The sequence below is a fragment of the Pseudomonas viciae genome (assembly GCF_004786035.1).
GTDB lineage: Bacteria > Pseudomonadota > Gammaproteobacteria > Pseudomonadales > Pseudomonadaceae > Aquipseudomonas > Aquipseudomonas viciae.
In genome coordinates, this window is the sequence record NZ_CP035088.1 from 5,365,026 (window position 1) to 5,390,616 (window position 25,591).

The window sequence follows — 25,591 nt, forward strand, 5'->3', positions numbered from 1 at the left end:
TAGATTGGTTTAAGCGTTTTTTTGCGCTTTTTAATCAAATTAACCAGCGTAATATGAATTCCACACCCAAGGCACTTAACGCCAACCACTCTGGAGCACGACCATGAAAACCAAACTGATCCTCGCCCTGACCCTGTCGGTACTGGCTGCCAACACTTTCGCCGCCGATGGCTTCGACCGCACCAGCTCGGCTATTGCCGCTGATGGTTACAACCGCACTGGCTCTGCCACTGTTGCTGCTGATGGTTACGACCGTACTGGTGGCGCCGCTGTCGCTGCTGATGGCTTCGATCGCACTAACGGCGCTACCGTTGCCGAAGATGGTTTTGACCGCACTGGCGGCGCTACCGTTGCCGAAGATGGTTTTGATCGCACTGGCGGCGCTACCGTTGCCGAAGATGGTTTTGATCGCACTGGCGGCGCTACCGTTGCCGAAGATGGTTTTGATCGCACTGGCGGCGCTACCGTCGCTGAAGATGGTTTTGATCGCACTAACACTGCTGCCATCAGCTAATCCGATAACCCCACCCTCACAGCCCGGCTTCGGCCGGGCTTAGTTGTTTTTAGGGCATGGAAAAGGAAGGCGGACACTGGTTTCGTAGTCGCCACGAATCAAGCCCGCTCCCACAAGATGCTACGGTGCTGACAAAAACAGCGGGGACCTGCACTATCCTCAACTCCCTATATACCCAACGAAGGACCGCCTTCAGCTATGCCCGACGACATCCACTACTACGAACCCGCCCTAGGCCACGGCCTGCCCCACGACCCGTTCAACGCCATCGTCGGTCCGCGTCCCATCGGCTGGATTTCGTCACAGGACGCCGAAGGCCGCCTGAACCTGGCGCCTTACAGTTTCTTCAACGCCTTCAACTACATTCCGCCGATCATTGGTTTTTCCAGCGTCGGGCGCAAAGACAGCCTGAACAACATCGAACAGACCGGCGAGTTCGCCTGGAACCTGGCCACCCGCCCGCTGGCCGAGCAGATGAACCAGAGCTGCGCGATGGTCGCACCTGAGGTCAATGAGTTCGAACTGGCGGGTTTGACGCCGGCGGCGTCACGGGTGATCCAGGTGCCGCGCGTAGCGCAAAGCCCGGTGTCCTTCGAATGCAAGATCACTCAGATCATTCAGTTGCAGCGAGCAGACAAAGGGCTGGTGCCGAGCTGGCTGATCCTAGGCGAAGTGGTCGCCGTGCATATCGCCAAGTGGCTGTTGAAAGATGGGGTGTACGACACCGCTGCCGCCGAGCCGATCTTGCGCGGTGGCGGGCCGGCGGATTATTTCCAGTTGGGGCCTGAGGCGTTGTTCAAGATGCATCGCCCTCGATAGAAGCAGCGCTATCCTCCGTGGCGAGGGAGCAAGCTCCCTCGTCACAAAAGCAATCCCATCGATGCTGGTTTACCAGACCAACCCACCCTCGTCGTCAACACCCTTGAGATGCGTCAACTGCACAGCAGCTGCATCGTCGGCTTCGGTAGCAGTCTTGAAGCTGTGCTCTTCAAGCACCTTGTTAAAGCGCGGCGCACCGGAGCCGCCAATGGCTTTGGTGGCAATAGCGGCGAAATAACCACCGCCCTCCCGGGGAACGACTGCGGAAACAGCTTCAAAGGTTTCAAAGGCTTTGCGTGCCATGTTTGTGCATCCTGGCGGTGAAAAATGACCGCCATTAAACCTTCAACCAGCCAGTTTGTGTACCTTCGCCAGACACCCTTCGGTCGCCTGGGCGGCGGATACGTCCCTGAAGGTGTGGAAGTCCAGGCTGCTGACCACCAGGTCCTGCACCAGCTCGGCGAAAATCGCCATGGCCGGAGAGTTGAAGTAGGCATCCATCGCCGACTGATTGAACCAGAGCCCGGACACCAGCCACAGATCCGCATCACACTGGGAATGTTGCAAGGCAAAGTGCAGGCAACCGGGGGCCTGGCGCGAAGGCGCGATCAGGGTACTCAGGCGTGCCCCCAATTGCTTCGAGCAACCGGCACGGGCGCGGACAAAAGCCATGTGACTGACGGGGATCTGTGTAGACATGTTCAACCCTCCCAGGTAATCCGTTGTGCAGCCGGGGACAGGCTGCGACAGGATCAAAGGTTAAGCGTCGCCACGCCAGCCTGGTTAGTCGATTCCTGCCGACCCATTGCACAATCCTGCCCACCGACGTAACAAAACTCGACATGGATAGGGCTGGAATCCGGATAGTTGAAACAAAAGGTTTCAAGCAAGTTTCAGCAGCATTGTCCGGCCCTGATCCGAAGTACCGTGCAGGATCAGGCAAGCTTTCAACAGGATGTGGCTATCGCTGCATCTTGCACAAACTTAAGCTTTGTTCATCGCTCCCTATTTCCTGAGGATTCCGGCATGTCGCCGCTCGATCACGCCCACGTCCCGCTGGACACGTACCTGGAACAACAGCGCGCCGAACTGGCATCGATCATCGACCGTAACACCAGCGAAGATGGTAGCTACGCCACGGCCATCGGCTCGCTGAACCTGTCGCGTCACAGCAAGCCTCATAAATTTGCCCCCGTGCTGGCACAACCGGCGCTGTGCATCATGGCCCAGGGCAGCAAGCAGGTGCACCTGGCGGACGAACTGTTCAACTACGACCCGCTCCACTACCTGGTGGTCTCGGTGTCGATGCCATTGAGTGGGTGCGTGACCGCCGTTTCGCCCGAACAGCCGATCCTGGCCCTGCGCCTGGACATCGACCCGGCGGAAATCACCGCGCTGATCGCCGACGCCGGCCCCTTGGGCGTGCCGACCCGCCCCACGGGGCGAGGCCTGTACGTCGAGCGCCTGGACACGCCGATGCTCGATGCCGTACTGCGCCTGGCGCGGCTGCTGGACAGCCCGAAAGACATCGCCATGCTCGCGCCGTTGGTGCGCAGGGAGATCCTGTACCGCCTGCTGCGCAGTCCACAGGGCTATCGCCTGTATGAAATCGCTATCACCAACAGTCAGAGCCATCGCATCAGCCAGGCGATCAAATGGCTCAACGGCCATTTCGAACAGCCGTTGCGCATCGATGACCTGGCTCGGGAAGTGAACCTCAGCGTCTCGACCTTGCATCACCGCTTCAAGGCCATGACCGCCATGAGTCCGCTGCAATACCAGAAACAATTGCGCCTGCAGGAGGCCCGACGGCTGATGCTGGCCGAAGGGCTGGAAGCTTCGGCGGCTGGGTATCGCGTGGGTTATGAAAGCCCTTCGCAGTTCAGCCGCGAATACAGCCGGCTGTTCGGCGCGCCGCCGCTGCGGGATCTGGCGCGATTGCGGATGACCGTCTGATCCGTTTTTTTGTTGACTGGGCCGGCCTCATCGCGAGCAAGCTCGCTCCCACATTGGGTCTGTTGTGAACAGAGAATCTGTGTTCACTGAAGATCCCCTGTGGGAGCGAGCTTGCTCGCGATGGGGCCAGTAGAAGCGCCTCATCTCTTGAACTCAGGCACTGAGCAACCGACACGCCTGCGCCGGTATCGTCACCGACACCGCATGCCCGATCCCCAGGTCCATGCCCTGGCAAGGCGTACTCAACGCCGTGAACGAAATCCCGGAACACTCCACCGTGGTCTCGACGGTCGCGCCGATGTCCCGCACGAACGTCACCTTGCCCAGCAACCGATTACCCGCCGCGACCTGGGGCGCGGACAGTTGCAGGTCTTCGGGGCGCACCAGCAACTTGATCTTCTCGCCGACGACGGTGCTATGGCTGGCCGGCACTTCCAGAGAATCCCCGCCCGGCAGCCCGACCCGCCCGTTGCCCAGCGTGGTCGCGGGGAAGATGTTGCCTGAACCGATGAAATCGGCGACAAATTCATTGGCCGGGTGCCGGTAGATCTCAATCGGCGTACCGACCTGTTGCACCCGATGCTCACCCAGTACCACCACGATGTCGGCCATGGTCATGGCTTCGCGCTGATCGTGGGTCACCAAAATGGTGGTGATGTTCAGCCGCTGTTGCAGTTGGCGGATTTCCACTTGCATCGATTCGCGCAACTTGGCGTCCAGGGCCGACAGCGGCTCGTCCAGCAGCAGGATTTTCGGCCGGGCGGCAATGGCCCGGGCAATCGCCACGCGTTGGCGCTGGCCGCCAGAAAGCTTGGCCACGGGCCGATCGATCATCGCCTGGAGCTGGATCAGTTCCAGCAACTCCACCACCCGCGCCTGTTGCTCGGCCTTGCTCACGCCCCGCAGCTTCAGCGGATAGGCGATGTTCTCGCCGACGGTCATGTGGGGAAACAACGCCAGCGATTGAAACACCATGCCGAAGTTGCGCAGGTGCGCCGGGGTATGGCCGATGTCTTGGCCATCCAGGCGGATTTCGCCACCGCTGAGGCTTTCCAGGCCAGCGATCATACGCAGCAGCGTGGTCTTGCCACAGCCCGAAGGCCCGAGGAAACACACCAGCTTGCCCTCGGGCAAATGCAGGTTAACGTCCGTTACCGCGCAGGCCGAGCCGTAATGTTTCTCGACGTTTTCCAGTATCAGTCCAGTCATGTCTTCACCTCGAAATCAAAAGGAAACGCCGCCCTCGCCCACCAGTTTCTCCAACGCCCAGATCAGCACGAAGTCGATCAGCACGATGAGCACGGCAAACGAAAAAACGGTGGGGTCCAGGGACGACACGGTGCGGCTGTACATCCAGATCGGCACGGTCATGACATCGATGGTGTAGAGGAAATAGGTCACGGTGAATTCGTTGAACGAGACAATGAACGCCAGCAGCATCCCGGCGAGAATTCCCGATTTCATCAACGGCACCACCACATCGACGATGGCCCGCTGCGGTGTGGCCCCCAGCATTCTCGCGGCCTCTTCAACTTCACTGCCGATGCCGAGCATGGCGGCGGTGCAGTTCTTCACCACGAACGGCAAGGCCAAAATGACGTGGGCAATGACCAGCCGCGAGGTGCTCATCTGGAACGGCAGGCTGTCGAACACCAGCAGCAACGCCAACCCCAACACCACCATGGGAAACACCAGTGGTAGCGACATCAGTTGCAGCGCCACGGCCTTGCCACGGAACTCGCAACGGGTCAGCGCGTAGGCCGCCGGCACCGCGATCAGCGTGGCGAAAATCATCGTCAGGCAGGCCACCAACAGGCTGGTCCCCATTGCCTGGCCCAGGCTCAACACGTCGCTGGCATCCGGCGAGACGAAGGTATGCCAGGCGGCCCGATACCATTGCAGGCTGTAGCTGCTCGGTGGGAAATCCAGGTTCGCGGCGCCGCTGAAGGACATGACGATCATGGTCAGGATCGGCAGTACCGCCAACAGCAGGATGAAGCCCGATAGCAGCCCAACGCCTCGCCCGGTTTCACCGGGCAACAGCGACTGGCGTTTTTTAGTCAGCGCACTCATTGAGAAGCCTCCAGCATCCGCCGACGACGGCCGGTGAAATATTCGGACAGGGTCATGATCATCAGCGTCGTGACGATCAGCACCACCCCGGCGGCGGACGCGGCCGGCCAGTTCATCAACGGGGCGATCTGGTCGTGGACCATCACCGCCAACATTGGCACCCGTCGACCACCCAGCAGCAGCGGCACGACGAAACTGCTGGCGTTGTAGGCAAACACCAATGTCGCGCCGGTGATGATGCCCGGCAGACTCATGGGCAGCACCACTTGGCGAAACACCTGAAAACGGCTGGCGCCGAGGGTGGCGGCGGCCTCTTCATAACTGCGGGCAACGCCACGCATGGCGCTGGCGATGGGCAGCACGGCCAGTGGAAATGCCGTCTGGACCAGACCCATCAACACACCATTCTGGTTGTACAGCAGCATGATCGGCCGCTTGATCAGGCCCAAGCCCATGAGCGCCTGATTGAGCATGCCGGCAGGACCAAGGATCACCAGCCAGCCATAGCTTTGCAGCAGCAGGTTGACCAACAACGGCAACAGCACCGCCGCCAGGAACACCCGCCGCAATAATGGCGAGGCCAGGCGCGACATGGTGTAGGCCACAGGGATCGCCAGCAGTACGGCGATCACCGCGCTAATCAACGCAAGGCGCAAGGTCAGCAGCAGGGACTTGAGGTAATAGGGCTCCAGCAACTGCCCGTAACTGGCGAGACTGAACCCACTCCACTCCGCGCCCTTGGTGCCGACACTCATGCGCAGCACCAACAGACTGGCAGCGATCAGCACACCGAGAAACAACATCGACGGCGACAGGAAAAGCCAGGCCCGGCTGGTGGGTGAAATACCCCGGGTGACACGCATGGGCGCAACACTCTGGGGATGAGCTAACGGTTGGTGTTCCATGGCAAGGTCTCGTCAGTGGAAAACGACAGAACAAACACAATTTCAGATCCACTCATTTCCGATGAGGGCAAGGCACAGTCAATATCTCCATCGACTGCTCCACCGCCTTCGCGAGCAAGCCCGCTCACACAGTGGAGTTCGAATCAGGAAGAGAAGATTTCCGTGTACCGGCGAATCCATTGGTCATGCACCGTCGCCAGGAACGCGTTGTCGTGCATGATCGCCTTGTCGGCGATTTGCTCCGGGGTGAGGATGTACGGGCTCTTGCGCGCTTCGGCGGAGATGATGGCCTTGGCGTTGACCGGGCCGTTGAAGATGTCTTCGGCCATCTTGCCCTGCACCAGCGGGTCGAGGGAGTGGTCGATGAAGGCGTAGGCCAGGTCGGTGTCGCCCGGGCGGTTTTTCGGCATGACCGAGAGCATCAGGTCGGTGTAGAACCCCTCCTTCATGCCAAACGTCGCCCCCAGGCCGTAAGCCGGGTCGCGGATCTGCTTGGGGAAAAACGCCGGCGCGTACAACCCGCCCATGTCCAGGGAACCGGTGCGAAACAGCTCGGCGATCTGGTTCGGGTTTTCCCCCAGGGTCACCACCCGGTCCTTGAGCTCGGCGAGTTTCTTGAAGCCGGGTTCGATGTTGTGCTCGTCACCGCCGGCCAGCTTGGCGGCGATGATGATCAGGTCCATGGCCTCGGTCCAGTTCGGCGGCGGCAGGAAAATATTCGGCGCCAGGTCCGCATCCCAAAGCGCGGCGTAGCTGCCCGGCGCCTGCTGTAAGGTCCGGGTGCTGTAGACCAGGCTGTTGCACCACAACAGGTAACCAATGCCATGGCCGCCGGCGCCCGTGCGGTATTGCGCCGGCACATCGGCCAGGTTGGGAATGCGATTGAGGTCGGGCTTTTCCAGCAGCCCGGCAGCGGCCAGGCCCTCGGCGCCGACGCCTGCCAGGGTGATGATGTCGTACTGCGGTCGGTCGCCACCGGCCTTGAGCTTGGCGACCATTTCCGACGTGCTGCCGGTGCGGTCGGCAATGACCCTGGCCCCGGTCTTGGCCTCGAAGGTCGCCGCGATGTTGCGCAACGCCGCCAGACCGGTGTCGTCGGACCAAGTGAGCAGGCGCAAGGTCTTGCCGACGAACCGCGTATCACTGGCCCGAGCGCTGATGAAGGGCACGCTCATGGCGGCCGCCGCTACCGAAACCACACTTGCGGTCTTGATGAATTGACGTCTGTTCAGATCATGCTCGCCCATGGAGGACTCCCTTTATTCTTTTAAGTATGAGGTGGGTAAAAACCGCTGCGCCCGCACCGTTCGACGTCGAGCAAAGCCCCGTACTGCCTGGGCTTTGCCGCCGCCTGCGGCCATCCTGGGGTTGTGCAAAATCCCTGACTATCGAAAAAAACTCATTGAAGCCATGTTCCTGGCGCATGCCTTTTTTCGAGGCATGCGTGACCTGATAACGCGCCTTCAGACCGCCCGGATCACATGCTTGATTTCCTGAAACGCCGCCAATCCCCAAGGCCCCAATTCGCGGCCGAGACTGCTCTGCTTGTAACCGCCCCAAGCCGCCTGGGGGAAAATCACCTGGGGGGCGTTGATCCACACCAGTCCTGCCTGTAAGGCGTTGGCCACCTGTTCGGCAGCCGTCGTATCACGGCTGACCACACTGGCCACCAGGCCGAAACGACTGTCGTTGGCCAAGGCGATGGCCTGCGCCTGGCTGCTGAAACGGCGTACGCACAGCACGGGCCCGAAGATCTCCTCGCACCACAACGCACTGTCCAGGGGCACGTCAGTGAAGATTGTCGGCTGTAAAAAAAAGCCGCGCGGCAAATGCGCCGGTCGCTGCCCACCACTCACCAGCGTCGCTCCGGCGCTCAAGCCTCGGTCGATGTGCCCCAGCACCCGCTGGTATTGCGCCTGGTTGACCAGCGCGCCCATCTCCACATCCGGGTCGAACGGGTCGGCCACGCGGATCGCCTCGGCGCGGGCCTTGAGCCGTTGCAGGAACTCATCGGCCAGCTCATCGGCGACCAACACGCGACTGGTGGCCGAACACATCTGCCCGGCATTGAAGAAACCGCCGCCACAGGCCAGTTCCACCGCCAGGTCCAGGTCGGCATCGGCCAGCACCAGTAAGGACGATTTACCGCCCAGCTCCAGGCTCACGCCCTTCACCGTTTCCGCCGCCCGCTGCATCACCTGCACGCCCACCGCATTGCTGCCGGTGAAGGAAATCTTCGCCACCCGTGGGTCCGCCGCCAGCGGCGCCCCGACTGCCAGGCCTGTGCCGCACACCAGGTTGAACACCCCGTCCGGCAAACCGCAGCCGGCGATGATCGCGGCCAGTTCCAACTCCGGCAACGGCGTGACTTCCGAAGGCTTGAGCACCACGCAACACCCGGCAGCCAAAGCCGGAGCGAGTTTCCAGGCGGTGGTGACCATCGGAAAATTCCACGGCACGATCAAGCCGACCACGCCGCAGGGTTCGCGGCGCAGGCGTGCGCTGAAATCATCGCTGGGCAATGCCAGCGGACTGTCCTGGCGGGCGTCCAGACCTTCGGCCAGCTCGGCGTAGTACTCGAAGGTGGCGACCACATCGTCGACATCGATGGCCGCTTCGAACAACGGTTTGCCGTTGTTGCTCGATTGCAGCTGTATCAGCCGCTCACGAGCGGCCTGCACGCCAGCGGCAATACGGCGCAAAAGTGCGCCGCGCTCGGTGCCAAGGGTGTTCGACCATGGGCCGAAAGCCTGGGTAGCGGCACTCAAGGCTTGATCGACAGCGTGCTCATCACCGCCATAAACGGTGGCCAGCAGCGCCTCGGTCGCCGGGTTGATCACCCGCAGCGGTTGATCACCGGCCAACCATTTACCGTTGATGTACAGCCCGTCTTGCGTGGTGAGGAAACTCATTTCGACACCTCTGCCATCCAGCCTGCCTGATCGATTTCGATCAGGGTCGGACCTTGCCGATCACTGGCAGCGAGCAATGCACCGTGCAGTTGCTCCACGCCATCGATGGCTTGTGCAGCGCAACCCAGCGCCTTGGCGACGCCGATGAAATCCGGGGTGTAGATGTCCACGCCCACCGGTTCGATGGCGCGGTTGACCATGTATTTTTTGATCTCTTCATAGCCCTGGTTATTCCACAGCAGCACGATCACTGGCGTACGCGCTTCCACCGCGCTGGCCAGCTCCGGCAGGGTGAACTGCAACCCGCCATCGCCGATCAGGCACACCACCGGCGGGCGACCGTGCCCCAGGTCCCTACCGCCGAGCCAGGCGCCGATGGCCGCCGGCAACGCATAGCCGAGGGTGCCGTAGCCGGTGGACGAGTTGAACCAGCGGCGCGGCTGCTCCGGGTTGAAGGTCAGGTTGCCGGTGTACACCGGTTGGGTGGAGTCGCCGACAAATATCGCCTCGGGCAACGCCTGCAGGACAGTGTCGAGGAAGAGGGTTTGGGCGCGGGTCGCAGCGTCCCAGCTCCCTGCCAGATCGGCCCGCAACCGCGCAGCGCGAGCCGCGCCCCAATCGTTGCGGCGCTCGGCCAAGGGTTGCGCGTTCAACGTGTCGAGCAAGGCCCGGGCGGCGGTGCGAGCATCGGCCACCAGCGCCAGATGCGGCGGATAGTTGCGCACGGTCTGGTCCGGGTCGATGTCGATACGCAGCAACGCGCCGGGGATCTCGAAACCGCCGGCAAAGGTGATGTCGTAGTCGGTTTCGGCCAGTTCGGTGCCGATGGCCAGCACTACATCAGCCTCGGCCACCAACGCCCGGGTGGCGACCAGGCTCTGGGTCGAGCCGATCAGCAGAGGATGCCGGGACGGCAATAGCCCCTTGGCGTTGATGGTCAACGCCACTGGCGCGCCGAGGCGTTCGGCCAGTTCGGTCAATTCGACCGCTGCGTCGATGGCGCCGCCACCGGCCAGGATCAAGGGCCGCTTGGCCGTCGCCAGCATGGCCGTCATTTGCTCCACGGCATACGGTGCAGCGCCAGCACGGCTGATGCTCACCGGTGTGCTGGCGAGCAAAGCGTCAGCGTCTTCGACCAAAACATCCAACGGAATTTCGATATGCACCGGCCGCGGACGCCCGGCCTGGAACAAAGCGAAAGCCCGGGCCAGCACGCCGGGCAATTCGGCGGCGGACATCAGCGTGTGGGAAAACGCCGCCACCCCGCCCACCAACGCACCCTGGTTCGGCAACTCATGCAACTTGCCGCGTCCGCCGCCCAACTGGCTGCGCGATTGCACGCTGGAGATCACCAGCATCGGGATCGAGTCGGCGTAGGCCTGGCCCATGGCGGTGGTGATGTTGGTCATGCCGGGGCCGGTGATGATGAAACATACGCCGGGCTTGCCGCTGACACGGGCGTAGCCGTCAGCCATGAAGCCTGCGCCCTGTTCGTGACGCGGGGTCACATGGCGGATGCTGGAACGGGCCAGCCCGCGATACAACTCGACGGTGTGCACGCCGGGAATGCCGAATACCTGCTCCACGCCATACGCTTGGAGTAACTTGACCAATACTTCGCCGCACGTCGCCATTGCCATTACCTTTTTTCTTGTCTTGGACTGAGCCCTGCGAGGCTCTTTTTGTCCTTGGAATGGCGTTATTGGAACGGGCCGGCCATAGCCGCAACAATGGATAAAAAGTCATACTAGCCATGTCCTCACGTCATGGCTTGGATCCGAAATGAAACGACTTCCCCCACTGCCGGCACTGCACACGTTTCTGATCACGGCCCAATGCTGCAACTTCACCCGGGCCGCCGAACAACTGCACATTACCCAAGGCGCGGTGAGCCGGCAGATCGCCGGGCTGGAAGATCATTTGGGTTATGCGCTGTTCCAGCGCCAGGCCCGTGGCCTGAGCCTGACCGCCGAGGGCCAGGCTTGGCTGCCACGGGTACAGCAGGTGTTCAGCCTGATCGACGAGGCGGTGGAGCAGATCGGCGAAAAGCGCCAGACCCTGCAACTCAAGGCGCCGACCTGTGTGATGCGCTGGTTGCTGCCACGCCTGTTGCAATGGCAAAAGGAACGCCCGGACGTGCCGGTGGAACTGACCACTACGGTCAGGCACGGTGTGGACTTCCAGCGCGAAGCCTTCGACGCCGCGGTGGTCTATGGCCCACCACCCGACGCCTCACTGGCGTGCCTGCACCTGTTTGATGAACAACTGACCCCCGTGTGTTCCCGCCCGATACTGGAAGGCTCCGTGCCGCTGCGTGAACCCGCCGACCTGCAACAACACCTGCTGTTGCACCCCACCCGTGACGAGCGCGACTGGAACGCCTGGCTGGAGGTGGCGAATGTGCACTTGAGCAACGTCAGCAAGGGTCAGCATTTCGAAACCCTCGACCTGGCAATGTCCATGGCGTCCCAGGGCACGGGCGTGGCGATTGGCGACTGGTCGCTGATCGGCGACGACCTGAGCGCCGGGCGGCTGGTGATGCCGTTCGAGCTGAAGGTCAAGACCGGCTTGGGTTATCACCTGGTGCACCCGCGCAAACCCGAGGCGTCGGAACCGTTGCAGGAGTTGATGGGCTGGTTGGTGGAGCAGGCCCGAGCGCGGTAGCCGCTTCGCACAGCCCTCTGTGGCGAGGGAGCTTGCTCCCTCGCCACAGAGGGCAAGCTTTTAGAAAGAGTGTTTTATCAGAGCAGATTCGGCGCCTGTACCGGCTCGATCTGCGCCCAGTGCGAGGTGTCTTCGCGGTGTTGCTGCAAGTAAGGCAACACCGCCCCCAGCAACGGTGCCTTGAACGCATCCTGGAAACGATGGGCCAGGCCCGGGATCAGCTTCAACTGGCTGCCTTGGATGTGCGCCGCCAGATGCACACCATGCATCACCGGCAACAACGGGTCAGCAGTGCCGTGAACGACCAGGGTCGGTACCCGCAGTTGATTGAGCAGCGCCACCCTGCTCGGCTCGGCCATGATCGCCATGATCTGGCGCTTCACGCCCTCGGGGTTGAAGGCCCGGTCATAGGCCAGTGCCGCCTGATGCAGCAGCACCTGGCGGTCGTCGACCACCATCGGGCTGCCCAGGGCGGCCAGCAGATCGGCCTGCTGCTCAAGGGCCATTTCGCGATTCGGCGCACCGCGCCGGGACAACAGTTGCACCAGCCTTTCGCTGGGCGCCGGCAGGCCTGCGGCGCTGGAACTGGTCATGATCAGGGTCAGGCTTTCAACCCGCTCGGGTGCCATGGCCGCCATGTGCTGGGCGATCATCCCGCCCATGCTTGCCCCCAGTACATGGAAGCTTTGCACGTGCAAGGCGTCCATCAGCCCCAGTCCGTCGTCAGCCATGTCGGTCAAGGTATAGGGCGCGGCCACGGGCAAGCCGAGTTTGTAGCGCAGGGCTTCGAAGGTCAGGTTGGCGCTGCCCGGCGCCTGGCGCCAGGTGGACAAGCCCACATCGCGGTTGTCGTAGCGGATCACCCGGAAACCTTGCTCGCACAGGGCAACCACCACCTCATCCGGCCAATGGATCAGCTGCCCGCCCAGCCCCATCACCAACAGCAACGCCGGATCCGAGGCACGGCCGATGCTCTGGTACGCCAGGCTGACCTGCTCCAGATCGACCCGTTGGGTCGCAACATTGACGTCACACCGAGACGCCGCAATCGACGGCAGGCCGAACAACAACGCGGCCAGGAAAATGAATACACGCATGAAGAAACACCGAAACGCAGAACCCCAGTAGAGCGCGAGTCTGATGAAGTTTGTTCAAGCGCGCTGCCACAGTTTCGTGACAGTTTGATGAAGATTGCCCAGTGGTTGCCAGCCGGATCGATCGAGGTGCTGGCCGAGGATACCCGGCGGCCGGGTTCGACGTGTTCTTCCGGGCCGAGAGCAAATCTCGTCAAGCATGTTGTTTAGTGATACCTGCCAACAGAAACACCGATTGGTTATCGGGGCTTTTTTCGACTTATCGTTCATGTCTGAAAAAGTCTTACGGTGCATACCTTCTGAAAAAACCGCATTCAGTGTTTAGAACGACAAAAACAATTTAATTAAACCCTGCCAGACGCGAGAGTCATCATGATTAAAATGCTAGCCGCCGTACGCCGAAAACCCGGAATGACCCACGCTGAGTTTTTGGATTATATAGAGCACCAGCACGGAAAAATCGCTCGAGCCAAACCCTTGGGTGTCAAACGATACGTGCAGAATCATGTCATCGACGCGGCGTTCGGAGTTGACGCCGACATGACCTACACAAAAACCTTCCACAGGGATTCCATCACGGAGTTATTTTTTGACGACATGTCAGGTTTGATTCAAACCTTCAGCGATCCCTATACCCAACAAACCGTCGGACCTGATGCAAGAAATTTCGCTGACCTGGCCAACCAGGCCGCTCAGTTGATGGATGAGCTAGAGACCTCCAACGCCGGTGCCGCCCCCCTCGAATGGAAGGCGATGGTCTTCCTGAAAAAGAACCCGGCTGTGACCCTGGATACCTTTTTCACCCAGTGGGACCTGGCCCACGATGCGATCACCAATCAATACCCAGATTTCCAAAAGGCGCTACGCCGACATGTGCGTTCCAGGTACCTGCCCGAAGGTGACCGAGTGACCTCCTACTTCGGACCAGACATCGCGGTATACGAAGGGGTTTGCAGCATGTGGTTTGAACATGAAGCCGACTTTTCTATCTTTCGCCAATATCAGCGAGCACTGTTCCAACAGCTTTCTGACGAAGGCGTCGTGCTGTCCTCAGAGTCTTTTTTCGTGTATGTCAAAGAGGTGGTCATTATGGATCTGAGCCAGTAACAACTTAATCAATGGGGCGGCTGTTCTACATCACTTCAATGCCGGTTAGATGTAGAACAGCGACTCATTTAACTCAGATTGGCTCAGCCAACGTAGCAGTGGACTCGCGCATGATCTGAGCATGCTCTTCCTTGTCACCCCCACTTTTTTCTATCTCGCACAGCCGTGCGGAATTCTCGACCACCAGTTGGCAACGTTCCCAACGCCGCGCTTCAAACCGGCTCAGGGCCGCCTGTAGATCGTGACCTGCGAACAGTTCTTCGGCGAGCACGATGGCGCTCTCGATGCCAATGCCAGCCCCGGAAGCCAGATGTGGCGTGGTGGCATGCACCGTGTCCCCGATCATCACGATGCGGCCTTTGTGCCAGGGCAGCGGGACCAACAGATTGGCCAGCGGGCGGTAGTCGATATTGGCGCCCGGCTCGGACAGTTGCGGCACCAGCGTTTGCAGGATCGGGGCCGGGAACTCGCCCAGAAGACGTGCCATTTCGCTTGCCCAATTGGCCGGGTCAATCCATTCGGAAAAATCGCGGCTTTCCATGAGGAACATATACATGTGCGTTTCGGAAATCGGATTGACGCCGACCTTGGTGCGTCCCAGCCAATGACTGGGCCGCACGATTTCCGGCGGGCGCTTGAGCACCGCACGCCAGACACTCTGGTGAATGGGTTTTGGCGAGGGTGCTTCTGGAAAAAAGTCCGTTCGCATACGCGAATGCACGCCATCGGCGGCAATGACCAGGTCGTAGCGCCCGCAAGTACCGTCGGTGAAAGACACTTCAACGCCATCCACGTGCTCGACGATGCTGTCGAACGTAATGCCCAGGCGCACGTTAGTGCCGACTTCCCGGGTCTTATCGGCAAAAATTCGCGCCAGCACTGGGCGCAGGATGCCGCCGCCACAGGGAATCTGTTTATCGCTGACCGGAGGTCGCAGCGCCAACTGCACGATCAGGTCGCCTGCGGGTGAAAACACATCGAAATCGGTCGACAGATACCCTTCGCTGGCCACCCTTTCAAGGATGCCGACCGTATCAAGCGCTCGCAACGTCGGCCCACTGAGCGTAATACCAGCCCCCAGGGGACACCACAAAGGATCTATTTCGACCAGGTCGACTTCGACGCCCTGACGGGCAAGCTGGATAGCCGCGGTCATGCCGGAAAACCCTCCTCCGATGACCAGGACCTTATTGACTGCTGCAATCATCACGCTCTCCTAATTATTCTTATTTCAATCGGGCTGACATTGCATGGCGCACCGACGAGCTCTGCAGCACTATCGACTCAATGCCGCAAGTTCATGAAATTCCGACTGACAAAGCCGGATCAACGACGAGACTATCGAATCGGCTATCCGCGCTGAAATCGCTTTCCACAATCCGAGGTATCGCTGGAGAAGATGGCTGTCGCTGTGCCCTCCACACACCCAATGTGGAAGCGGGCTTGCTCGCCATAGCGGAGGGTCAGTTGACGGTGATATTGGGTGTGCCTACGCCTTCGCGAGCAAGCCCGCTCCCACAGGTTTTTGTGTTGTGTGCAGATGCGGTGAACACCCACAAACCCGATGTGGGAGCGGGCCTCCAAGGGCCTTTAACTCCATTAGCTCAAACGCTTTCCAAGCCATCCCAACAGAGGTATTTCACCTCAAGGAACTCATCGATCCCAAGGTGGGATCCTTCCCGACCAAGACCGCTCTGCTTTACACCACCGAAGGGGGCGACCTCGTTCGAGATCAACCCGCAGTTGATCCCGACCATGCCCGATTCAATGCGCGCGGCGTTACGCCAGATCCGCGCCGCATCACGGCTGAACAAGTAGGCGGCAAGGCCATACTCGCTGTCGTTGGCCATGGTGATCGCCTCGTCATCCGTCTCGAAACGCAACAGTGGCATGACCGGGCCGAAGATCTCCTCCTGGGCAACCTTCATCGTATGTGTCACATCCGCCAGCACCGTAGGCTGGAAGAACCCGCCACCGATTGCATGACGGCTACCGCCGGCCAACAGGCGGGCACCGTGCGCCAGCGCATCATCGACCAGCGCTTGGGATTTCTGCACCGCGGCGGCGTCTATCAACGGCCCCACCTGCACACCGGGCTCCAGACCGTTGCCCACTTTAAGCCGTGCCACGCGTTCGACAATGCGCTCGGCCAGTGCGTCATACACCCCAGCCTGCACCAACACCCGATTCGCGCCGATGCACGACTGGCCGCCGTTGCGAAACTTGGCCAACATCACTCCGTCGGCAGCCGCATCAAGGTCAGCATCGTCAAAGACGATGAAGGGTGCATTGCCGCCCAGCTCCATCGAGCATTTCTTGACGGTCTGCGCCGCTTGCGCCAACAGCAGTCGGCCCACTTCAGTGGAACCGGTAAACGTAAGCTTGCGCACCAACGGGTTGGCCGTGAGTTCCCCAGCGATATCCCGGGTGTCATTACCGGTGATCACACTGAAGACACCCGCTGGCACTCCGGCACGCTGGGCAAGTTCGGCGAGGGCAAGCGCCGTCATCGGCGTCTGGCTTGCCGGTTTCACCACCATCGTGCAGCCCGCGGCGAGTGCCGGAGCGGCCTTGCGGGTGATCATGGCGGCCGGGAAGTTCCACGGCGTTATGGCGGCGCAGACTCCGATGGGCTCACGCAATGCGACGATACGCTGGGTGTCTTTCACACCGGGGATCATGTCACCGCGCACCCGCGTGGCCTCTTCCGAAAACCAGCGGACGAAGGAGGCGGCGTAATCGACTTCACCACGGGCCTCCTCCAGTGGCTTACCCTCCTCCAGGGTAATCAGCGTGGCAATGTCCTCACGGTGTTCGACCATCAACTCATACCAACGGCGCAGCACCTCGCCACGGCGTTTAGCCGTCAAGCGTCGCCATGGACCAAAGGCCTCATGCGCCGCATCGATTGCCCGGCGTACTTCGGGCACGCGGCAGCGCGGCAGCTCGGTGAGCACCGCTTGATCCACCGGATTACGCAGGGTGTACTGACCGTGCGGTGTCTCGTTCAGCCACTCGCCAGCGATGTAGGCACCGGTACGCCACAGCGTGGGGTCTTTAAGTAAATGCTTCACTTGGCAATCCTCGTAATCAGCAAGGGTGACGCCCGATCATGAAGGCGCTATCGGGATCGGCAGTCACCGGCAGGCCCGCCGCAACCAGCCCTTGACGCAGGGACTTCATCAGGCGATCCGGCACGCGCATCGCCGGGGCACGCAGTGGGCCGCCGTTGAAGCCGGCGAGCCAGTCCTGGTATTTCCACATCGTGCGATTGAGCACCCCGGTACCGCCGGCATAGGTTTGCGCGGCGGCGCCGTTGGCGCTGCGTGCCGGATTGACCTTCCAATACAACTCCATCGCCTCCTCGAACCGCCCCGTGCGTGCCAGTTCGAAAGCTTTCGGGTAGTAGTCGCTCATCCAGGCGGTGTTGCTGGTGCCGGAAAACTGCAGCTTCATCAGGCTCATCAACGGAATGGCATCACCTTCAATCGGGCAACTGATCACGACCTGATCACGGAAGTGGTAATACATTTCGCAAATGCCCGCCGGCAGCGGAAACCCTTGCTCCGACTTGATGGCCGCGATATTCGGACAATCGGCCAACAGACGACGAACCAACTCCAGCGACATCCCCGCCGGATGCACGCGCTCAAAGCCCCATAGCGGAATCGGGAACAACATGACGGCAAGCTCGGTCGCATCGCAGAATGACTTGGTGTAGTCGTAGATTTCCTGCTCGCTGGTCGGCCAGAACTGCGGTGGATAAGAGAGCAGGACGATGTCGGCACCGGCATTCTCGGCGAGCTTCACCGCCTCGATGTTCTCCGCCAGCGTGCCAAACGCCGCGTGGAAAAACAGGATCAGGTCTTTCCCCGACTCACGGGCCCAGGCGGTGAATTGCGCGTTTTCCTGGGCAGAGATCGCCAGCTCGCTGCACAGCAAGGTGCTGCTGTAGCCCAGCCCAACCGTGTGCTCGATATCGTGGCGAATGCCACGTTCATTGAGCCGCTTGAGATCAGCACTGAAGCTTGGGATGGTGACCGCCGAGCAGCCCACCAGGTTTTCACGGGCCCAGGCACGGGCATCAGCTTTCTTGTAAGTGGCCATGATGATTTCCTTCGATCAGTGGAGGGGTTATTTCGAGACAGGGACAATGCTGGCAGGCAGCTCGATGCCGAGGCCTTGTTGCCTGGCGCGTTCGTACAGCGCTTGTGCGATGACGACATCCTGTAGCGCCGAGCCGACCGATTTGTAGAGAACGATGTCGCTTTCGTTTTGGCGCGCAATGACACGCCCCGCCACCAGATCCGCCAGCGCGACTAATTTGTCGGCGACATAAACACCGGCGCTGATCGCGGCAATCGCGTCGCCGGTGTCGTGAAGCACCTCTTGCGGCATATCCGCGACGATGCAAACGGCTCGCTCCATCGTGGCCGGGTCGACCTCCCGTTGCTCAGGCAAGGTGGAACCCAAGGACACGACCGTAGCGCCCGCAGAAAGCCACGCGCCTTGCAGCACCGGAGATTCGTCACGACTGCGTGCGGCACAAATCACTACGTCACAGTCCTGCACGGCCTCTTGCGCAGTGTTCACCGCTTGGATATCCAGCCCAGGCCTGAAGCTTTCGGCAAACCGCTCACGGCTTGCCGGCGTTGGACTGAACACCCGCACCTGGGCGACATCCCGCACCGACTTAAGGCAGTCCAGCGCGCCACGGGCTTCAAACCCGGCCCCAATCACGCCCACCCGCAGCGCTCGTTGCGGCGCAAGTAAATCGACCGCCAACGCAGCGGTTGCAGCGGTGCGCAGGCCCGTCACCCGATTGCCGTCGATCAGCGCACTGAGGGCCATGGTTTGCTGATTGAACAAGGCGATCAGGTAGCTGGCGCAGCGTGCCCGCATGGAGGCTGCGATCAATTTGCAACCCATATGACCGCCAGCGGGAGGTACGGCAGTCAAGCTGCGCAGCCAGATACCGTCGCCCCGCGCCATGGAACGCGGCGGCACCATGGCATCCGATGTCGGGCAGGCATACGCCTCGGCGAGCGCGGCAACGGCTACGCGCCAGTCGGCGAGCGAAGCGACATCGGCGTCGCTGAGAAAGAGCGTCGGGGCAACTACTGGGGGCACTGGGGAGTCATGCATGTCGCTAACCTCGCAATCGGGTATCAGCCATTGATTGACTGACACCCTACGAGGCGCGCACCACGCCGAATACTGCTGGGGATCGAAAGCAGCTATCGCTCAAATCGATGGCATGGACAGATTGCAGATCAACCGTCGCACTTCACGGGAGGCACGCGTCACAGGACGACGGGGAGACTCGACAAGCACGACAAAACGCTCGAGAACGGGCTCGACGATGCGCGATGAAATCAGCCGTTGATCCAGCGAGCCCGGTAGCACAGAGGCAATCGCATAACCTCCGCCTGCCGCAACCACTTCGTACTGGAGCTGGACGGAGTCGGCCTCCACGGCAACGCTCAGTTCCATGAAGTGCTCGAGCGCCAGGTGATCGAGCCTGGCTCGCAACAAATGGGGACGCCCGGGGACCACCAACGGCAATCCGGATAATTGCTTCAATGCAATGTCCCGCTCAGCGAGGACTGGATCACTGGCCGGCCCGATCAAATGCAGCGGCAACCTGGCCAGCAGATACGCCTCGCCGATGCTCGCTTCGTTCTCGCGCAACACGAGCGCCATGTCGAGACGCCCATCCTGCAACTGCTCTTCGAGCTGAGCACTCGCGCCCTCGATCAAGTGCAACCTCACCCCCGGCATCTGCGCCTGCACCGCCGCAAAAAGCGTACCGGCAAACCGCCGTACCGCAGACGGCAGCATCCCTACGACCACCTCCCCCACCGGCTTGCCACGCCGGGTACGAATGTCGTCGGCCAGGCCTTCAGCGTCCGCGAGAAGACTCGATACGCATGGCAGCAACTGCTCGCCAAACTCAGTCAGGACCACCCCACGTCCGGTACGCTGGAACAGCCGCTCGCCACACTGCGCTTCAAGCTGAGCGATATTTCGACTCACCATCGACTGGGGCATATCCAGTAGAACAGCCGCTTTGCTCAGGCTTCCAGCCGCCGCGACCCGTACGAACAATGTCCATCGAGGATCGACAATCGTCAAAGCAGTGGCCACAGGCACGCTCACTCCTCGAAAATCGCCACGGCGCGGACGAAACCGGCGGAGGCGTGCCGGATCTTGTAGGGGAAACAGGACACCTGGAAACCATGGGCCGGCAAGCACTCCAGGTTGGCCAGTTTCTCCATCTGCCCGTAACCGATGTCGCGCCCGGCCTTGTGTCCTTCCCAGATGATCGAGGCGTCGCCCGTGGCCGCGAAGCGTTCGCGCGTGTACTTGAAGGGCGCATCCCAGCTCCAGGCATCGGTGCCGACCACGCGCACGCCATGCTCCAGCAGAAACAACGTGGCTTCGCGGCCGATGCCAACCCCGGCATCCAGATAGCCCGGCTGACCAAACAGCGCCCCGGCGCGGGTGTTGACCAGGACGATGTCCAGCGGCCGTAGCACGTGACCGATGCGCTCCAGCTCCGCTTGCACTTCGGCGGCGCTGACCACATGGCCATCCGGCAAGTGACGAAAATCCAGCTTCACGCCGGGTTGCAGGCACCAATCCAACGGCAGCTCGTCGATGCCGAAAGCCGGCTTGCCGCCGTCGGTCGTCGAGGCGTAATGCCAAGGGGCATCCATATGAGTACCGCTGTGAGTGGTGATCTGCAGGCGTTCGGCGGCCCAGGACTCATTGCCCGGCAGCTGTTCCTTGGACAGCCCGGGAAACATCGCGGCCATTTCCGGCCAGCCTTGCTGGTGATCCATGTAGTCGATTTTCGGCAGCAACGGTGGTGGATCAGTGTACGGGTTGTTGTCCAGGGTCACGGACAGGTCCACCAGACGGCGTTTAGTCGATTGCATGTTCGCTCACTCCAAGCGCCACCCGCCCACGCGCACGACGCGCAGGGGTAGCAGCATTCAAACTATTACGGATCAACGCGCCGGCAGAGCCGTCATGACGAAAGCCAAGGGCACGGGCAAGGGGGGTTTTCATCGCCGGGAAATTGCCGAACAACGCTTGCAGGCCAGCATCCGGTGCGAAGCTGATCAACCCGCGGCGCTCTTGGCCGTAGGCTACGGCCAGGGCATCGATGACCTGGGCAATGGACAGGTGCAACAGCGGTAATTGCCAGACCCGTGAGTCGCCGAGCTCGGCGACTGGCAGCTCGGCGGCCCGTAGCAGGTTATCCACGCAACACTTCACCGACATCCACCATGCCTGCGCCTGCGGCGAAACCGGACAGCAATACGGCTGGCCTTCGGCGAAGGCATGCAGCAGATCGCTCATGAAAGCCGAACGCAGGCCATTGGGTTCACGTGGACGCGCAACGATGCCGGGCAGGCGCACCGCTCGGCCGTCCACCTCGCCTCGGCGGGCAAGGTCGTTGAGTGCCATTTCCACCATCGCCTTGTGCGTACCGTAGCTCAGCTGCGGGCGCGGCGCGGCGCGCTCATCGATGCGCGCCGGCAGGTCGCCACCGTACACCGCCACGCTGCTGGCATACACCAGCACCGGCCGGCCGGGCTGTTCGCGCAGCTGGTCAAGCAACTCCAGGCTCGCCTGCAGGTTGACCTGATAGCCCAGTGAATAGTGCTGCTCGGCCGCCCCACCGGGGATACTCACCAAGTGAAAAACCACATCGATGCCATCGGCCAGCGCACGACGCAACAACGCAGCGTCAGTCACGCTGCCGCAATGCCGGCGCAGGCGCTTATCTTGTGCAAACCCCACCAACTCTTTATCCAGCAGGATCAACGCGCTGATCGGCTGGCCTTGTAATTCATTGGTTTCGAGCAATCGTTGCACCAGCGCCCGCCCGACAAAACCATTGGCCCCGGTAATCATCACGCGCATGGGAGACCTCCGCACACGACACGCTGGTCTATCGCCCCGAATACCGACTGCCCTTGTTGATCGAAGACTTCCATGCGCACGCGATCACCGAAGCGCATGAAGGGCGTGTGCGGGGCACCCTGCTCAATCATCTCAACCGCACGACGCTCGGCGATGCAGGCCGCGCCAACACTGGGGTCGGCATTGGAAACGGTGCCGGAACCGATCAGGCAGCCCGCCCTGAGGCGTCGGGTCAGTGCCGCGTGAGCAATCAGTTGATGAAAGCCGAAATGCATGGCGCCGCCATTGGCGTGACCAAACCACTGCCCGTTCCGATCCACCCGCAACGGCAAATGCACCCGCCCACCACGCCAGGCTTCGCCCAGTTCGTCAGGGGTCACCGCCACCGGGGCAAAACTTGATGAGGACTTGGCCTGGATAAAACCAAAGCCGGTCTTCATTTCACGTGGTGCGAGCCCTCGCAGGCTGACATCGTTGACTTGCACAATGAGCCGGACATGGCTTGCGGCCTGTTCTGCCGAGCAGCCCATGGGCACGTCATCGACCAACACCGCGAACTCCCCTTCGAAGTCGATGCCATGGGCTTCACTCGGTAGAACGATGTCATCGTGGGGGCCCAGGAAATCATCGCCACAGCCCTGATACATCAGCGGAGTGTGTTCAACACCTTCAATTGGATCGAGCCCAAAAGCCTTCTGCATCCGCTCCCCATGGCTGAGAAAAGACGAGGCATCCAACCACTGCCAGGCACGCGGCAACGGCGCAGCGGCTTGCTGCGGATCGAAAGCAAAGGCACCGGCCTGGGAGCCCGCATTCAAGGCCTCATACCGCGCGCGCAACGCGCCCTCGACGTCGGACCACCGATCGATGGCGTCCTGCAGCGTCGCGGCAATATCACCGGCATCCACCGCCCAGGCCAAGTCGCGCGACACCACCAGCAGGCGACCGTCGCGGCTGTGATTCTTGAGGGTACTGAGCTTCATGCCTGCTCTCCTTGCAGCTCGGGGGCGAAGCGGCCATCGAGCAGGACAAACAGCATGCGTGCCATCTGCTCGGTGCGATTACTCCAGGCGTGGTTGGTGCCTCGCTGCACGACGATGTCACCGCGCTTGAGATGCACCTCCTCGCCATCGAGCACCAACCAGACCTCGCCCTCGGTGACCACGCCATAATCGAGCGTTTCGGTGCGGTGCATCAGCTTGTGCTTGGAATCCGCCTGCCCTGTCCCGGCATGGGCCTGGCCAATTTCGGCGAAGGCCGCCGCGGCATCCTCGGCACTGACCTGGTTCTGCACGCTGTCCGGCGGAATATCCACCACGCGGATGACACTGCCCAACGGTGCCGGGCTCAGTTGAAGCGGCTTGCTGGTGGGGTCGTCACCGTTATCCAGCACGGCCGGGCTGGCGCCACTGTTCCAGATCTCATGGAAGACCGTACCGGGTACCGCCTTGAGCGGGAAGCTATTGGGCGTCGGTCCGCTGAGCGCGACCACCGCCCGGCCCTGGGCATCGTGCCCGGTGACTACGCGTTTGAAACCAGGAAGTTGTTGCATGTTCGACTCCTCAATCAGTTGGCGAAACGCGACAGCGGGTAAAGATGGATTCATGAAAAAACCTTAAAGATCGAGCACCAGTCGGGCGCTCCTGGCACGCGAGCAGCACGGCGTGAACTGGTCGTTGCGGGCTCGTTCGGCATCGGTCAAGAACATGTCGCGGTGGTCCGGCTCGCCTTCCAGCACGCGCGTGATACAGGTGCCACAGATGCCCTGCTCGCAGGACAACGGGATGTCGATACCGGCCTCCAGCAGCACCTGCGCCACGCTGCGATCGGCAGGTACCTGCAGACACAGCCCCGAACTGGCGAGCTGCACCTCAAAGCCCCCCGCCTCACTGGCCGGGGCTGCGGCGGCGGCGGCAAAGTACTCACGGTGCAATTGCGCCTCGGCCCAGCCCCGCTCGCGCGCCGTACCGAGCACGTGTTCCATGAAGCCGTTAGGGCCACAGACGTACAGATGACGGTCATCGGCTGGCATGGATAAAACCTGGGCGGCGTCAAGACGCTGGGACTCCTCGCCATCGTCCACATGGACATGCACACGGTCGGCGAATGGCGAATGGCGGATGTACTCGATAAAAGCCATGCGCCCGGCCGAACGACCACAGTAGTGCAGCTCAAAAGGTGCGCCGATCCGCGCCAGGCGCTCGGCCATGCAGAGGATCGGGGTAATACCGATACCGCCTGCGAACAGCACGCTGTACCCCGCCGCATGCTCCAGCGGGAACAGGTTGCGTGGCTCGCTGATGCGCAGCCGGCTGCCTTCGTGCACGTGTTCGTGCATGGCCTGCGAACCGCCGCGAGACGCCGGGTCGAGCAACACGCCCAACAGGTAGCGGTGGCATTCTTCCGGGTGATTGCACAGCGAGTACTGGCGCACCAGGCCATTGGGCAGGTGCACGTCGATATGCGAGCCGGCACTGAAAGCAGGCAGCATGGATCCCTCTACCGGGGCCAGTTCAAAACTGTAGATGCCTTCGGCTTCGCGATGCTTGCGGGTAACGACTACCTCGATCATCACGGGGTACCCACTGACTGCTCGGCGGCGATCAATCGGCGCAGAACCCGTCGGCAACGCACGGCCCCGGCATCGACTGGCAGCAACACAGGGTTGAGGCCGAGCAGATCAACCTCGCCAATCTGGCGCTGTTGTGCCTCGACCATGGGTTTGTCTTCACCGGCGAAAATGCCGATCAACATGTTCTGGATGAAGGCATTCAACTGCTCATTGTGCTGCTCGAAATTGCGCGTATTGGCGAAGAAGTAATGGGTATTCGCCGCGTCCTGCGGGGTCATCAGATGCAGGTTCCATGTCACGGGCCCCTCCTCCCTCGGGCGCCCTGGCGCAGTGGCGCCGCTGCCCAGCAGCATCAGGCCAGGGGCGTGCCAGATGACCTCGGCCCACACGTCCGCTCGAGTCGGGTCTTCAAGATGAGCGCCGAAAGCCGGCGGGGGAACGTCATCAGGCGCCCACCAACTGATGCGCACGCGATCGTTGGGCAACTCCTCGATGCTGGCGCGCGTGCGTGACAACGCTCCCCCACCGAGCGTATCGGGGTGCAGGAAATCAACGTGGCTCAGGTCCATGATGTTGTCGGACAGCAGCTCGTAGTGCGCGCGGGTTGGCAAATACCCATGTCCCTTGGCATGGGGGAGTGCCTGCTCAAAAAAGGAAAAATCGGGGATCAGCGCATCGCTGGCCAGGGCCGGGTCGCCAGGCCAGACCCAGATCGCCCCATGGCGCTCAACGGCGGGGAAGGAACGAACACAGGCGGCCTTGGGGATATTCCCATCGCCGTGGGGATTGTCCGTACATTGGCCACTGCCATCGAAACGCAAGCCGTGATACGGACACTGAACGCTGTCGCCGACGATCTTGCCCATGTGCAGCGGGGCAAAACGGTGAGGGCAGCGATCAGCCAGAGCCTGGAGGGTGCCCTGGCTGTCGCGAAAGAACACAATGGGGCGCTCGACAATGGTTCTGCCCAGCATCCCCCCTGGCGCCAGCTCGTCTGCCCACCCAGCGATGTACCAGGTGTTGAGCAAATAACTCATGAT

The 25,591-nt window shown here is 61.5% G+C and carries 25 protein-coding genes; 5 read left to right on the plus strand and 20 right to left on the minus strand.

Translation table 11 applies throughout. The features are described 5' to 3' along the window. The first annotated feature begins 103 nt into the window (after positions 1–103). Both EPZ47_RS23745 and EPZ47_RS23750 read left to right on the plus strand, forming a co-directional pair. Positions 104–514 (plus strand): heme utilization protein, encoded by a 411-nt coding sequence (locus EPZ47_RS23745; RefSeq protein ID WP_135846953.1) that lies wholly within the window; start codon positions 104–106, stop codon positions 512–514. 198 nt (positions 515–712) lie between these two features. Next, positions 713–1,333 carry a flavin reductase family protein gene (locus EPZ47_RS23750; RefSeq protein WP_135846954.1) on the plus strand — a complete coding sequence of 207 codons (621 nt, stop codon included), beginning with the start codon at positions 713–715 and terminating at the stop codon, positions 1,331–1,333. A 69-nt stretch (positions 1,334–1,402) separates the two neighbouring features. On the opposite strand, the gene EPZ47_RS23755 is transcribed toward EPZ47_RS23750, so the two are convergent. Both EPZ47_RS23755 and EPZ47_RS23760 read right to left on the minus strand, forming a co-directional pair. Continuing rightward, positions 1,403–1,636, minus strand: coding sequence for a hypothetical protein (locus EPZ47_RS23755; RefSeq protein WP_135846955.1), 234 nt, complete (start codon positions 1,634–1,636; stop codon positions 1,403–1,405). A gap of 42 nt (positions 1,637–1,678) precedes the next feature. Further along, the gene (locus EPZ47_RS23760; RefSeq protein WP_135846956.1) at positions 1,679–2,032 is read right to left on the minus strand and encodes a putative quinol monooxygenase; all 354 of its coding nucleotides are present in this window, start codon (positions 2,030–2,032) and stop codon (positions 1,679–1,681) included. Between the two features lie 327 nt (positions 2,033–2,359). Here EPZ47_RS23760 and EPZ47_RS23765 point away from each other — a divergent pair, with 327 nt between their 5' ends. Further along, positions 2,360–3,289, plus strand: a complete 930-nt coding sequence (locus tag EPZ47_RS23765; protein ID WP_135846957.1) for an AraC family transcriptional regulator — start codon at positions 2,360–2,362, stop codon at positions 3,287–3,289. A 153-nt stretch (positions 3,290–3,442) separates the two neighbouring features. Here EPZ47_RS23765 and EPZ47_RS23770 read toward each other — a convergent pair whose 3' ends face one another. The 6 genes from EPZ47_RS23770 to EPZ47_RS23795 all read right to left on the minus strand — a co-directional run bounded on the left by EPZ47_RS23770 (position 3,443) and on the right by EPZ47_RS23795 (position 10,813). Then, a complete protein-coding gene (locus EPZ47_RS23770) occupies positions 3,443–4,498 on the minus strand; it encodes an ABC transporter ATP-binding protein (RefSeq protein WP_135846958.1) in 1,056 nt (351 codons plus the stop codon). A 15-nt stretch (positions 4,499–4,513) separates the two neighbouring features. Next, entirely contained in the window at positions 4,514–5,362 is an 849-nt protein-coding gene (locus EPZ47_RS23775) for an ABC transporter permease (RefSeq protein WP_135846959.1), read from the minus strand. Continuing rightward, positions 5,359–6,267 (minus strand): ABC transporter permease, encoded by a 909-nt coding sequence (locus tag EPZ47_RS23780; protein WP_135846960.1) that lies wholly within the window; start codon positions 6,265–6,267, stop codon positions 5,359–5,361. The genes EPZ47_RS23775 and EPZ47_RS23780 overlap by 4 nt, the downstream gene beginning before the upstream one ends. 143 nt (positions 6,268–6,410) lie before the next feature. After that, positions 6,411–7,514 carry an extracellular solute-binding protein gene (locus EPZ47_RS23785; protein ID WP_135846961.1) on the minus strand — a complete coding sequence of 368 codons (1,104 nt, stop codon included), beginning with the start codon at positions 7,512–7,514 and terminating at the stop codon, positions 6,411–6,413. A 216-nt stretch (positions 7,515–7,730) separates the two neighbouring features. Beyond that, the gene (locus EPZ47_RS23790) at positions 7,731–9,179 is read right to left on the minus strand and encodes an aldehyde dehydrogenase family protein (protein WP_135846962.1); all 1,449 of its coding nucleotides are present in this window, start codon (positions 9,177–9,179) and stop codon (positions 7,731–7,733) included. Next, positions 9,176–10,813, minus strand: coding sequence for a 5-guanidino-2-oxopentanoate decarboxylase (locus tag EPZ47_RS23795; protein WP_135848060.1), 1,638 nt, complete (start codon positions 10,811–10,813; stop codon positions 9,176–9,178). Before EPZ47_RS23795 ends, EPZ47_RS23790 begins: the two co-directional genes overlap by 4 nt. A 148-nt stretch (positions 10,814–10,961) precedes the next feature. On the opposite strand from EPZ47_RS23795, the gene EPZ47_RS23800 reads away from it, so the two are divergent. Next, positions 10,962–11,843: a LysR substrate-binding domain-containing protein gene (locus EPZ47_RS23800; RefSeq protein ID WP_135846963.1), complete on the plus strand. Its 882-nt coding sequence runs from the start codon at positions 10,962–10,964 to the stop codon at positions 11,841–11,843. Between the two features lie 77 nt (positions 11,844–11,920). Here EPZ47_RS23800 and EPZ47_RS23805 read toward each other — a convergent pair whose 3' ends face one another. Then, positions 11,921–12,940 (minus strand): alpha/beta fold hydrolase, encoded by a 1,020-nt coding sequence (locus EPZ47_RS23805; protein ID WP_135846964.1) that lies wholly within the window; start codon positions 12,938–12,940, stop codon positions 11,921–11,923. Positions 12,941–13,309: 369 nt separating this feature from the next. Between EPZ47_RS23805 and EPZ47_RS23810 the strand changes: the two genes are divergently transcribed. Then, the gene (locus tag EPZ47_RS23810; protein ID WP_135846965.1) at positions 13,310–14,044 is read left to right on the plus strand and encodes an EthD domain-containing protein; all 735 of its coding nucleotides are present in this window, start codon (positions 13,310–13,312) and stop codon (positions 14,042–14,044) included. Between the two features lie 73 nt (positions 14,045–14,117). On the opposite strand, the gene EPZ47_RS23815 is transcribed toward EPZ47_RS23810, so the two are convergent. From EPZ47_RS23815 to EPZ47_RS23865, 11 genes are all read right to left on the minus strand, one after another. After that, complete coding sequence (locus EPZ47_RS23815; protein ID WP_135846966.1) at positions 14,118–15,251, minus strand: FAD-dependent oxidoreductase; 1,134 nt, start codon at positions 15,249–15,251, stop codon at positions 14,118–14,120. A gap of 397 nt (positions 15,252–15,648) precedes the next feature. Then, positions 15,649–17,118, minus strand: a complete 1,470-nt coding sequence (locus EPZ47_RS23820; RefSeq protein ID WP_135846967.1) for an NAD-dependent succinate-semialdehyde dehydrogenase — start codon at positions 17,116–17,118, stop codon at positions 15,649–15,651. Between the two features lie 16 nt (positions 17,119–17,134). Beyond that, positions 17,135–18,151: a dihydrodipicolinate synthase family protein gene (locus EPZ47_RS23825; protein ID WP_135846968.1), complete on the minus strand. Its 1,017-nt coding sequence runs from the start codon at positions 18,149–18,151 to the stop codon at positions 17,135–17,137. Positions 18,152–18,178: 27 nt separating this feature from the next. Beyond that, positions 18,179–19,189 (minus strand): ornithine cyclodeaminase family protein, encoded by a 1,011-nt coding sequence (locus tag EPZ47_RS23830; RefSeq protein WP_135846969.1) that lies wholly within the window; start codon positions 19,187–19,189, stop codon positions 18,179–18,181. A 99-nt stretch (positions 19,190–19,288) separates the two neighbouring features. Next, complete coding sequence (locus EPZ47_RS23835; protein ID WP_238346673.1) at positions 19,289–20,197, minus strand: LysR family transcriptional regulator; 909 nt, start codon at positions 20,195–20,197, stop codon at positions 19,289–19,291. 2 nt (positions 20,198–20,199) lie between these two features. Continuing rightward, complete coding sequence (locus EPZ47_RS23840) at positions 20,200–20,985, minus strand: cyclase family protein (RefSeq protein ID WP_135846970.1); 786 nt, start codon at positions 20,983–20,985, stop codon at positions 20,200–20,202. Next, the gene (locus EPZ47_RS23845; protein WP_135846971.1) at positions 20,972–21,979 is read right to left on the minus strand and encodes an NAD-dependent epimerase/dehydratase family protein; all 1,008 of its coding nucleotides are present in this window, start codon (positions 21,977–21,979) and stop codon (positions 20,972–20,974) included. The genes EPZ47_RS23840 and EPZ47_RS23845 overlap by 14 nt, the downstream gene beginning before the upstream one ends. Then, on the minus strand, positions 21,970–22,962 hold the full coding sequence (locus EPZ47_RS23850) for a fumarylacetoacetate hydrolase family protein (protein WP_135846972.1): 993 nt from the start codon (positions 22,960–22,962) through the stop codon (positions 21,970–21,972). The genes EPZ47_RS23845 and EPZ47_RS23850 overlap by 10 nt, the downstream gene beginning before the upstream one ends. Continuing rightward, on the minus strand, positions 22,959–23,531 hold the full coding sequence (locus EPZ47_RS23855) for a cupin domain-containing protein (protein WP_135846973.1): 573 nt from the start codon (positions 23,529–23,531) through the stop codon (positions 22,959–22,961). Before EPZ47_RS23855 ends, EPZ47_RS23850 begins: the two co-directional genes overlap by 4 nt. Positions 23,532–23,594: 63 nt before the next feature. Continuing rightward, positions 23,595–24,551: a PDR/VanB family oxidoreductase gene (locus EPZ47_RS23860; protein WP_135846974.1), complete on the minus strand. Its 957-nt coding sequence runs from the start codon at positions 24,549–24,551 to the stop codon at positions 23,595–23,597. After that, complete coding sequence (locus EPZ47_RS23865; RefSeq protein WP_135846975.1) at positions 24,551–25,588, minus strand: aromatic ring-hydroxylating oxygenase subunit alpha; 1,038 nt, start codon at positions 25,586–25,588, stop codon at positions 24,551–24,553. The genes EPZ47_RS23860 and EPZ47_RS23865 overlap by 1 nt, the downstream gene beginning before the upstream one ends. Positions 25,589–25,591: the final 3 nt, after the last annotated feature.